The organism is Stenotrophomonas sp. SAU14A_NAIMI4_8 (assembly GCF_003086695.1).
In the GTDB taxonomy this organism is placed as follows: domain Bacteria; phylum Pseudomonadota; class Gammaproteobacteria; order Xanthomonadales; family Xanthomonadaceae; genus Stenotrophomonas.
The window spans coordinates 3,609,461-3,620,540 of sequence record NZ_CP025999.1 but is presented as its reverse complement, the minus strand read 5'-3'; the positions used below and the strand labels follow the sequence as shown (position 1 = coordinate 3,620,540).

Here is an 11,080-nt window from a genome sequence, read left to right as displayed (position 1 = left end):
CGAAGAAGACGCCCCCGTACCGGCACCGTGGTCTCTACGGTACGGGTGTTCATGATGCGGCTCCTTCCAGTGCGGTGATCTGCACCGATACGCAGTCGTAGATCTTTTCGATCTGCCGGCACAGCGTTTCGGCCGGGCGCTGCCCGTCCACCACCAGCTGCAGGTGCCAGCGGCCTTCGTCGCTGTCCACCGGCGCGCCGCTGATCGCGCGCGGCGCGAAGCCGCGGCGTTCGGCCATGCCGATCACGCGCAGCAGCGCGCCCTCGGCCGGGTGCAGCACCAGGTCAAGCCGGTATTGCATTGGGGGTCTCCTGGCGGGCGTGGGCGGGATTGCTTTCCAGCATGGTGCTGTTGGCGGTGTTGGGCGGCACCAGCGGCCACACGTTGGCGCGGGCGTCGATGGCCACGTGCAGCAGGGCCGGGCCCGGCTCGGCCAGCAGCGCGGCCAGGCCACCTTCCACGTCGTCGCGGGTGTCGATGCGGGTGGCGGCAATGCCGAACACCTTGGCCAGGGCCACGAAGTCCGGGTTGTCGGACAGGTCGATCTCGCTGTAGCGCTCGGCGAAGAACAGTTCCTGCCACTGCCGCACCATGCCCAGCGAACTGTTGTCCAGCAGCACGATCTTCACCGGCAGGCGGCAACGGGCGATGGTGGCCAGTTCCTGCACGTTCATCATGAAGCTGCCATCGCCGGACACCAGCACTACGGTGCGGTCGGGGCAGGCGAACTGCGCCCCCATCGCTGCCGGCAGGCCGAAGCCCATGGTGCCCAGTGCGCCACTGGTCAGGTGGTTGCGCGGGTGGTTGAAGCGGCAGTGCTGGGCAACCCACATCTGGTGCTGGCCAACATCGCAGGCGATCACCGCATCGGACGGGGCCAGTTCGCTCAGCCGCTTCAGCAGCGCCGGGGCGTAGATGTGCTGGCCCGGCGCGTCGTAGCGGGCGGCGAAGCGATCGCGGTGCTGTGCACAGCGCTTGCGCCATGCGTCCTGGTGGGCCTTGGGGGAGGGGAAGGCCGCACGCAGGGCGCGGATCGCATGGCCCACGTTGCCGGGCACGGCGACATCGGCGCTGCGCAGCTTGGAGATTTCGTACGCGTCGGCGTCGATGTGGACCACGCGGGCGAACGGGGCGAACTCGGCCAGCTTGCCGGTGGCACGGTCATCGAAGCGTGCACCCAGGACCAGCAGCAGATCGCTCTCCTGCACGGCCATGTTCGCCGCACGGGTGCCGTGCATGCCCAGCATGCCCAGCGACTGCGGGTGCTGCGGCGGCAGCGCGCCCAGGCCACGCAGGGTCATCACGGTGGGGATGGCGCTGGCCTCGACGAAGTCGCGCAGGTCCTGCACGGCCTCGCCCAGGGCAATGCCACCGCCGGCGTAGACCACCGGCTTTTCCGCCGCGGCCAGCGCGGCAATGGCTTCAGCAATGGCCGCATCGGCGGCGGCCGCCGGCGGTTCAACGCTGGCCGGCACATGGGCCGGCAGGTGGCTGGCATCGGCCAGCTGCACGTCCTTGGGCAGGTCGATCAGTACCGGGCCGGGGCGGCCTTCGCGGGCGATGCGGAAGGCATCGGCCACCACGCGCGGCAGGTCATCGACGCTGCGCACCAGCCAGCTGTGCTTGACGATGGGCATCGTTAGGCCAAACACATCCAGTTCCTGGAAGGCATCGGTGCCCAGCAGTGGCGTGCCGACCTGGCCGGTGATGCAGACCATGGGCACCGAATCCAGCATCGCATCGGCGATGCCGGTCACCAGGTTCGACGCGCCCGGGCCGGAAGTGGCCACGCAGACGCCAACCTGGCCGCTGGCGCGGGCAAAGCCGTTGGCTGCCAGCGCTGCGCCCTGCTCATGGCGCACCAGGATGTGCTTCAGCGCCGAATCCACCAGCGCGTCGTAGAACGGCATGATGGTGCCGCCCGGGTAACCGAACAGCGTACGGACACCCTCGGCCTCCAGCGCCTGGGTCAGCCAGCGCGCGCCGTTGGGCGGCGCGCTGCGGTGTGTGGAAGAGTTCATGGGGGAACCTTGCAAAGCGGGTGGGGGAGGGCCGCGTGGTTACGCGGCCTGTCCTTGCAACCAGACCATCTTGGCGCGCAGTTCCTTGCCTACCTTCTCGATCGGGTGCTCCAGGTCGGCCTGCTTGAATTTGTTGTAGTTCGGCAGGCCCGCTTCGTACTCGGCCACCCAGTTCTTGGTGAAGGTGCCGTCCTGGATGTCCTTCAGGACTTCCTTCATGCGCTCCTTGGTGCCGGCGTCGATCACCCGCGGGCCGCTCACGTAGTCACCGTACTGCGCGGTTTCGGAGATGAATTCCAGCATGCGCGAGATGCCGCCTTCGTAGAACAGATCCACGATCAGCTTCAATTCGTGCAGCACTTCGTAGTAGGCGATTTCCGGCTGGTAGCCGGCTTCCACCAGGGTTTCAAAGCCGGCCTGCACCAGCGCCGAGGCACCGCCGCACAGCACCGCCTGTTCGCCGAACAGATCGGTTTCGGTTTCTTCCTTGAAGGTGGTCTGGATCAGGTTGGCGCGCGCGCCGCCCAGGCCGGCTGCATAAGCCTGCGCGTGCTGCGCGGCCTGGCCGCTGGTGTCCTGGTAGACCGCCCAGATGCACGGCACGCCGCGGCCGATCTCGTATTCGCGGCGTACCAGCGCGCCCGGGCCCTTCGGCGCGACCAGCACCACGTCCAGGTCGGCGCGCGGTTCGATCATGCCGTAGTGCACGTTCAGGCCGTGGGCGAACAACAGGCAGGCGCCCTGTTTCATGTTCGGCGCCAGCACCTCGTTGTAGAGCTTCTTCTGCACCATGTCCGGGGTCAGCACGGCCACCAGGTCGGCATCCTTCACCGCGTCAGCCGGGGCCACCACGGTGAAGCCATCGGCCTGGGCCTTGGCTTCGGTGGGGCCACCCGGGCGCAGGCCTACCACCACGTCGAAGCCGGATTCACGCAGGTTCAGCGCGTGGGCGCGGCCCTGGCTGCCGTAACCGATGACGGCGATCTTGGTCTGGGGCAGGGAGTTGGTGCTCATGGGGGAGGTTCCTTGGCTGGGAAGAAAAAAGACGGCCGGCAGTCGAAGCGACGTACCGGCCGGTCAGGGGAAAACGGGGGAGGAGGCGCCGCGCATCGCACGGCCACAGCCACCACGGCAGGGCGTGGTGGTGCAGGTCCGGGTTTTGCGGGAGGCGGTATGCATGGTCGTGGCTGGATGGCTGAGTGGTTGCGTGTGAAACCAGGTCCTGAAATGAAAAAACCCGCACCTGGGTGGGTGCGGGTTTCTGATCGAGTTCCGGTGTGTGTTGTCTGCTTACACGCTGGCTCGTCCCGCACCTGTGGGCTGGCTAATAAGTACGAGCACGAGAAGCGAACGCAGCGATGCGGCGCCGGAATCGGCGGCTTCAGTAGCGGTTCGCAGGGGCGGGTGGCGTTGCAGCATGGGATCGAGAGAAACATAGCCATTTCGGCGGTGTCAACCCTGGCAAACGCTTTTCCATCGGTTTCGCCTGTATCTGGCGAAAAGGCTTGCGGCACAAGGATGGTTGCCGCTGAAAGTGTTTCGGTGAACCGCAATTCACTCTTTTCAGCGGGTTTTTTGCGCGGATTCGCGGGTGATTTCGCCTTGGTAGGTGCGGACCTTGGTCCGCACTGGATTCCCCGAAGCCGGCGGCCGTGCAGGCATCCCGCTCTGGTAGGTGCGGACCTTGGTCCGCACGGAACTCCCCGAAGCCAGCAGCGGTGCAGGCATCCTGCCCTGGTAGGTGCGGACCTTGGTCCGCATTGGAATCTCCGAAGCCCGTAGCCGTGCGGACCAAGGTCCGCACCTACCGAAGCCGTTGGCCGTGCGGACCAAGCTCCGCACACACCACGGCACCGCCGCCCATGACCTCTGCCCGATTCCGGCTGCCGCCCGAAGCGGCGAAGATCAGGGCACCACCCTTCCATCGGACCCCAACTGTGTCCCGACGCCTTGCCCGTTCCCTGCTTGCCGCTGCCGTGCTGGCCGCGGTCCCCGCCGTGTCCAGTGCCGCCGACCGCATCACTGGCCAGACCTTTGCCACCCGTTCGGAAGTCATTGCCCCGCACGCGATGGCCGCCACCTCGCAGCCGCTGGCCACCCAGATCGCGCTGGACGTGATGAAGGCCGGCGGTTCGGCCGTCGATGCCGCCATTGCCGCCAACGCCGCCCTGGGGCTGATGGAGCCGACCGGCAACGGCATCGGCGGCGACCTGTTCGCCATCGTCTGGGACCCGAAGACGAAGAAGCTGTACGGCTACAACGGCTCGGGGCGTTCGCCGAAGTCACTCACCCTGGCTGAATTCCAGCGCCGTGGCCTGAAGGAGATCCCCGCCACCGGTCCACTGCCGGTATCGGTGCCCGGCGCGGTCGATGGCTGGTTCGCCCTGCATGACCGCTTCGGCCGCAAGCCGATGGCCGACAACCTGGCCCCGGCCATCCGCTACGCGCGCGAAGGCCACCCGGTGGCGGAAGTGATTGCCTACTACTGGGATCGTTCGGTGCCGCGCCTGTCCAAGTACCCCGGCTTCACCGAACAGTTCACCATCGACGGCCACGCCCCGCGCAAGGGCCAGATGTGGAAGAACCCGAACCTGGCCGATACCCTGCAGAAAATCGCCGACGGTGGCCGCGATGCGTTCTACAAGGGCGACGTAGCACGCACCATCGGTGATTACTTCAAGGCCAACGGCGGTTATCTCAGTTACCAGGACATGGCCGACCACCACGGTGAATGGGTGGAGCCGGTCAGCAGCAACTACCGCGGCTATGACGTGTGGGAACTGCCGCCCAACAGCCAGGGCATTGCCGCGCTGCAGATCCTCAACGTGCTGGAAGGTTACGACTTCTCGAAGATTCCGTTCGGCTCGCCCGAGCATGTGCACCTGTTCGTGGAAGCCAAGAAGCTGGCCTTCGCCGATCGCGCGCGCTTCTATGCCGACATGGCCTTCCAGCCGGCGCCGGTGCAGAAGCTCATTTCCAAGGATTACGCCGCGCAGCGCCGCGCGCTGATCTCGATGGACAAGGCGCTGAAGGAAGTGCAGCCGGGCACGCCGAAGCAGCTCGAGCAGGGCGACACGATCTACATGACCGTGGCCGACAGCGACGGCATGATGGTCTCGCTCATCCAGTCCAACTACCGTGGCATGGGCAGCGGCATGGCACCGCCGGGGCTGGGCTTCATCCTGCAGGACCGCGGCGAGATGTTCGTGCTGCAGAAGAACCACCCCAACGGCTACGCGCCGGGCAAGCGTCCGTTCCAGACCATCATTCCGGCCTTCATCACCAAGGACGGCAAGCCGTACGCCAGCTTCGGCGTGATGGGCGGTGCGATGCAGCCGCAGGGCCATGCGCAGATCGTGATGAACCTGGTGGACTTCGGCATGAACCTGCAGGAAGCCGGCGATGCGCCGCGCATCCAGCATGAGGGGTCCACCGAGCCGACCGGCCAGGCTACGGCCATGAGCGATGGCGGCGAAGTGAACCTGGAAACCGGCTTCCCCTACGAAACCGTGCGCGCACTGATGCGCAAGGGCCACCGCGTGGTGTTCGCCGATGGCCCCTATGGCGGCTACCAGGCGATCCTGCGTGATCCGGAAACCGGCGTGTACTTCGGTGCTTCGGAAAGCCGCAAGGATGGCCAGGCGGCGGGCTACTGAGCCCGCCTGTGCTCTAATACGCAGCAAGAAGCGGGGGTACCGTGGCCAGTGGCCGCGGTTGAGACAGTCCCTTGGAACCTGATCCGGTTCATACCGGCGTAGGGAAGCTTTGCAGTGCAACCGTGCCCGGAGTCCGCCCAAGGACCGTCCGGGCGCGGTGCGCAGTGCGCCGCCGCTTCGTCCCTGACCTTCCTGGACGATGCCCGATGAACGCACAGCCTTCCGATCTGCAGCAGCAGGCCCAGCAACTTTCCGCCTCCGTGACCCGGCCCATTGCCGGCTCCCGGAAGATCCACGTGCCCGGCTCGCGCCCGGACCTGCGCGTGCCCATGCGCGAGATCGCCCTGACCCGCACACCCACCCTGTTCGGTGGCGAAGCGAATCCACCGTTGACCGTGTACGACACGTCCGGTGCCTATACCGATCCGGACGCGCGCATCGACCTGACCACCGGCCTGCCGGCGCTGCGCCGTGCCTGGATCGAAGAGCGGGCCGATACCGCGCAACTGGACGCACTCAGTTCGCGCTTCGGTCGCGAACGCGAGCACGATCCGAAGCTGGATGCGGTGCGCTTCCCGGCACGCAGCCTGCCGCGGCGCGCACAGGCTGGAGCCAACGTCACCCAGATGCACTACGCACGGCGCGGCATCATCACCCCGGAAATGGAGTTCGTGGCGATCCGCGAAAACCAGCGTCTGCAGGATATCCGTGATGCAACGCTGCTGCAGCAGCACGCAGGTGAATCCTTCGGTGCATCCATCCCGAAGATCATCACGCCTGAGTTCGTACGCGATGAAATCGCCCGCGGGCGTGCCGTGCTGCCCAACAACATCAACCACCCCGAAAGCGAGCCGATGATCATCGGCCGCAATTTCCTGACCAAGATCAACGCCAACATCGGCAACAGCGCGGTGTCCTCCGGCATCGCCGAAGAAGTGGAGAAACTGGTGTGGGCGATCCGCTGGGGCGGCGACACGGTGATGGATCTGTCCACCGGCAAGCACATCCACGAAACGCGTGAGTGGATCATCCGCAATTCGCCGGTGGCCATCGGTACGGTGCCGATCTACCAGGCGCTGGAAAAGGTGGACGGGCGCGCCGAAGCGCTCACCTGGGAAATCTTCCGCGACACGCTCATCGAACAGGCCGAGCAGGGCGTGGATTACTTCACCATCCATGCCGGCGTGCTGCTGCGCTACGTGCCACTGACCGCCAAGCGGGTGACCGGCATCGTCAGTCGTGGCGGTTCGATCATGGCCAAGTGGTGCCTTGCCCACCACAAGGAGAATTTTCTCTACGCGCACTTCGAGGAGATCTGCGAAATCATGAAGGCCTATGACGTGACCTTCTCGTTGGGCGATGGCCTGCGCCCGGGCTGCATTGCCGATGCCAACGATGCCGCCCAGTTCGGTGAACTGGAAACGCTCGGCGAGCTGACGAAGATCGCGTGGAAGCACGACGTGCAGACCATGATCGAAGGGCCCGGCCATGTGCCGATGCAGCTGATCAAGGAAAACATGGACAAGCAGCTGCGCGAGTGTGGCGAAGCGCCGTTCTACACGCTGGGTCCGCTGACCACCGATATCGCGCCTGGCTACGACCACATCACCAGCGCCATCGGCGCAGCCATGATCGGCTGGTTCGGCACCGCCATGCTCTGCTACGTCACGCCCAAGGAACACCTGGGGCTGCCCAACCGGCAGGATGTGCGCGACGGCATCATGGCCTACCGCATCGCCGCCCACGCCGCCGATCTGGCCAAGGGCCACCCGGGTGCACAGGTGCGTGACAACGCGCTCAGCAAGGCGCGTTTCGAGTTCCGTTGGGAAGACCAGTTCCACCTGGGCCTGGATCCGGAAAAGGCCAAGGAATTCCACGACGAGACACTGCCCAAGGACGCACACAAGCTCGCCCACTTCTGTTCGATGTGTGGCCCGCACTTCTGCTCGATGAAGATCACCCAGGACGTGCGCGAGTACGCCGAGGCCGGCATGCAGGAAAAGTCCAGGGAGTTCCGCGACGGCGGTGCCCAGGTCTACCAGCAGGGCTGACACGGTAGCGCCGGTGCCCGGCCCGGCGAGCGCAGCGGTAAACAGCAACCGCTGCGCTCACCCGGCACCGGCTATGCTCGCCGCATCACCCAGGGGATGCAGACCATGCCTGTTGCCGTGACCACCCGCTGGCTGGCCATCGCCCGCCGCCATCCTTCCGCCTGGTTGTTGGCGGCGCAGCTGCTGGCGGTACTGCTGTACCCGGCGCTGGACGAAACCGCCGGCGGTCGCGCCGCGCTGGGGGTGTTCGGCATGGCGGTGCTGGGGCTGGCGTTGTGGGTGGTGCAGCGCAGCCCGCTGGGCACCTGGCTGGCGTTGGTGCTGGCCATTCCGTCGGTGGTGTTTTCCATTGCCGCCGCGCTGCTCGATCACCCCGGCCTGGGCAGTACCGCGCAGCTGCTTGAAAGCCTGCTGTACTTCTACACCGCCGGTGCGCTCACTGCGTACATGCTGCAGGACCACAAGGTGACCCGCGACGAACTGTTCGCCGTTGGTGCTACGTTCACATTACTCGCATGGGGATTCGCGTTCGCATTCGCGGTCTGCCAGCAGTGGTATCCGGGCAGTTTCCAGGGCACCGGCGGGGGGCTGCAGCGCACGTGGATGGAGCTGCTTTATCTGAGCTTCAGCTTGCTGTCCGGGGTCGGTCTGAGTGACGTGGTTCCCCTGCATCCGCAGGCACGCGCACTGGTCATGCTGGAGCAGTTTTCCGGCGTGATGTACGTGGCTTTGGTGGTTTCGCGACTGGTCGGACTGACCATGCTGCGGCGTGCCTGAAAATGAACGCCAGATAAAAATTTCGCGCCCCGAAGGGCGCGAATGGTGCAGCTTATTATCTGAATGCGTCGGCGAGAGAGAGCCTGATGTCCACCACGCGATAGGCGAGGTAACCTGCATAGGCTAGTATTCGCGCGCTTCGTTTTTTTTGCGGTATGCGCCGATGGTTTGTGCGGAATCTGGCTTTTGGAGGTTGCAGGGACGGAAACACAACGCTGCCCAGTGGTATCTGCAACGTGTTTCAAGCGTCTAGCAATCAATGAACAGCAACGAGAGCCAGTCGCAGGAGTGTGACCGCGTTCGCGTGGGCGAATGCGTAGTGACCGTGTCGTCGCGCGAAGTGGACGTGCCGGGTGCGCGTCGTCCGCGCCGTTTGACGCCCAAGGCGCTGGGCGTGCTGCGCGTACTGCTGCGCCAGCCCGGCCGCGTGGTCACTCGCGATGAGCTGTTCGCCGAAGTGTGGCCCGATACGCTGCCTACCAACGATGTGCTGACCCAGGCGGTCACGCAGTTGCGCAAGGCCTTTGCCATCGGCGAAGACAGCGGCCAGTCGTACATCGAAACCATTGCCAAGACCGGCTATCGATTGCTGGTGCCGGTGCAGTGGCTGCACGACAGCGAACCGCAGCCGGAGGCGCAGGACAGTGCGCCGCTGGAGACCGCCGTCGACGCGCCCGTGGAAGACCCACAGGATGCGCGCCGCCGCCGTTGGCGCCTGTGGCGCCGCCGACTGCTGCTGGCAGTGGGCGTGGCCATGCTGCTGGCCTTGTTGGTGCTGAGCGTGCTGCTGGCGCAACGTCCTGCGCCGTCCTCGCCGCTGGATGCCGTGGTGGAAGACGGCACGCGGGTCATCGGCAGCCCCGAACGTCCGTATCGGCTGATCACCGCCACCGCTGGTTTCGAGACCTATCCGACCCTGTCGCCTGATGGCTCGCAGGTGGCCTACGAAGGCGCCAACGATGACAGCCAGAACGGGGGCGCCATCCGCGTGCAGACCTCGGGCAACGCACCGGCGCGTCAGCTGGTGCAACCGCCGGCCGGTGCCAGCGACCGTTTTCCCAGCTGGTCGCCGGACGGGCGCGAGATCGCGTTCGCCCGCTTCGCCGCCGATGGCAGTTGCCAGGTGCTGATTGCCAGCGCCACCGGCGGCGCGTTGCGCCAGGCCACGCGCTGCGACGGCACCGAGCTGCTCAGCTTCGACTGGACCCCCGATGGCCGGGGCCTGGTGTTCGGCAGCATGGTGGGCCGCTATGCGCATCGCGGCATCCGCGTGCTGGACCTGCCCAGTGGGCAGTGGCGCGCGCTGCAGTACGGTGCCGGTGAAGATGATTTCGATTACGCACCGCGCTATTCGCCCGACGGGCGCTGGCTGGTGTTCGTGCGCAACCCGCAGCTGGGCGATCTGTGGCGCATGCCGGCCAACGGCGGCACCCCGGAACAGCTGACCAACGAGGCCGCCGAGCTGCGTGGCTGGGCCTGGCTGGGCGACGGCCGACACATTGTGTTCGGTCGCCGCGTGGACAGCGAGGCGCGCCTGTACTACCTGGACGTGGAACGGCGCACGCTGCGCGATGCCGGCCTGGACGATGCACAGTGGCCGGCCGTTTCGCGGCGTGGCGACATGCTGGCCTTCGTCCATCGCCGGGCGCAGTTCGGCATGTTCCGCATGCCCGTGCAGGGCGGCAGCGCACAGCGCCTGTTCGCCTCCAGCGGGCGCGATGGCCAGCCGATGGTGGCCCCGGACGGGCGGCAACTGGTGTTCAGTTCAGACCGCTCGGGCAGCTTTGCGCTGTGGTGGGCCGACATGCAGCGCCCCGATTCGCTGCGGCCGATCGAAGGGCTGCGGCCGGAAGCGCGGCAGGCCCCCGACTGGTCCACCGACAGCCGCCAGTTGCTGGTGGTCGGACGCGACGCGCATGGACAGGCCGTGGTCTACGAAATCGCCCCGCGCGACGAGCGCCTGCAGGTGCTGCCGGTGCCGGTGCAGCAACCGCTGCAGGCGCTGTACGGGGCCACGCCGGAACAGGTGCTGGTACTGGAACGTGATGACCAGCAGCGGGTGCGGCTGAGTCTGTTCGACCGCACAAGCCAGCCGTGGCGCCGCCTGGCCAGCCTGGACGGCGTATCGCAGGCACGCCTGGACCGCAGCAGTGGCCGGGTGCTGTACACCCGCCTGGCTGCCAGCGGGCTGTGGTCGATCAAGCCAGATCTGGACGCGGGCAGCGTGCAGCAGGTCAGCGATGGCTGGCCCAGCCGCTGGCGTTATCGCACCTGGGCGGTGGCCGGCAACGGCCGCATCGATTACCTGGGCAGCACCGCCGACTGTTCCACCACGCTCACCCGCGTGCAGGGTGGGGCGACCGAACCGGAGCGTTGCCTGGACGCGCAGCGGCTGAGCGCAGGCAACGGACTGAGCGCCAGTGCTGACGGAGGCGACCTGTACCTGGCCCTGGCGGTGTCCGACGGTGCCGACATTGGCGTGATGCACCTTCCGGCAGCAGCGCCGACGCTGTTCCCGGCGTTTTCCAAGCTGCTGATTTTCAACGACAAAGGGCCTTCGTAACTCTTTCGTGGC

At 66.4% G+C, this 11,080-nt stretch carries 7 protein-coding genes and 1 riboswitch; of the genes, 4 read left to right on the top strand and 3 right to left on the bottom strand.

What is annotated here, in order from left to right; translation table 11 throughout:
* Window positions 1-49: 49 nt before the first annotated feature.
* Genes C1930_RS16440 through ilvC form a run of 3 tightly spaced genes read right to left on the bottom strand, consistent with a single transcriptional unit; the run spans window position 50 to window position 3,035 of the window.
* On the bottom strand, window positions 50-301 hold the full coding sequence (locus C1930_RS16440) for an ACT domain-containing protein (RefSeq protein WP_108750606.1): 252 nt from the start codon (window positions 299-301) through the stop codon (window positions 50-52).
* Window positions 285-2,021: an acetolactate synthase 2 catalytic subunit gene (ilvG, locus tag C1930_RS16435; protein ID WP_108772208.1), complete on the bottom strand. Its 1,737-nt coding sequence runs from the start codon at window positions 2,019-2,021 to the stop codon at window positions 285-287. Before ilvG ends, C1930_RS16440 begins: the two co-directional genes overlap by 17 nt.
* A 39-nt stretch (window positions 2,022-2,060) precedes the next feature.
* Window positions 2,061-3,035: a ketol-acid reductoisomerase gene (gene ilvC / locus C1930_RS16430; protein WP_108754076.1), complete on the bottom strand. Its 975-nt coding sequence runs from the start codon at window positions 3,033-3,035 to the stop codon at window positions 2,061-2,063.
* 923 nt (window positions 3,036-3,958) lie between these two features.
* Here ilvC and ggt point away from each other — a divergent pair.
* The 4 genes from ggt to C1930_RS16410 all read left to right on the top strand — a co-directional run bounded on the left by ggt (window position 3,959) and on the right by C1930_RS16410 (window position 11,068).
* Window positions 3,959-5,677, top strand: coding sequence for a gamma-glutamyltransferase (gene ggt, locus C1930_RS16425; RefSeq protein WP_108772207.1), 1,719 nt, complete (start codon window positions 3,959-3,961; stop codon window positions 5,675-5,677).
* 22 nt (window positions 5,678-5,699) lie between these two features.
* A riboswitch (TPP riboswitch) is annotated at window positions 5,700-5,800 on the top strand.
* Window positions 5,801-5,883: 83 nt separating this feature from the next.
* Complete coding sequence (gene thiC, locus C1930_RS16420; protein WP_108772206.1) at window positions 5,884-7,728, top strand: phosphomethylpyrimidine synthase ThiC; 1,845 nt, start codon at window positions 5,884-5,886, stop codon at window positions 7,726-7,728.
* 105 nt (window positions 7,729-7,833) lie between these two features.
* Window positions 7,834-8,505: an ion channel gene (locus C1930_RS16415; RefSeq protein WP_108751624.1), complete on the top strand. Its 672-nt coding sequence runs from the start codon at window positions 7,834-7,836 to the stop codon at window positions 8,503-8,505.
* A gap of 259 nt (window positions 8,506-8,764) precedes the next feature.
* Complete coding sequence (locus tag C1930_RS16410; protein WP_108772205.1) at window positions 8,765-11,068, top strand: winged helix-turn-helix domain-containing protein; 2,304 nt, start codon at window positions 8,765-8,767, stop codon at window positions 11,066-11,068.
* Window positions 11,069-11,080 lie beyond the last annotated feature (12 nt).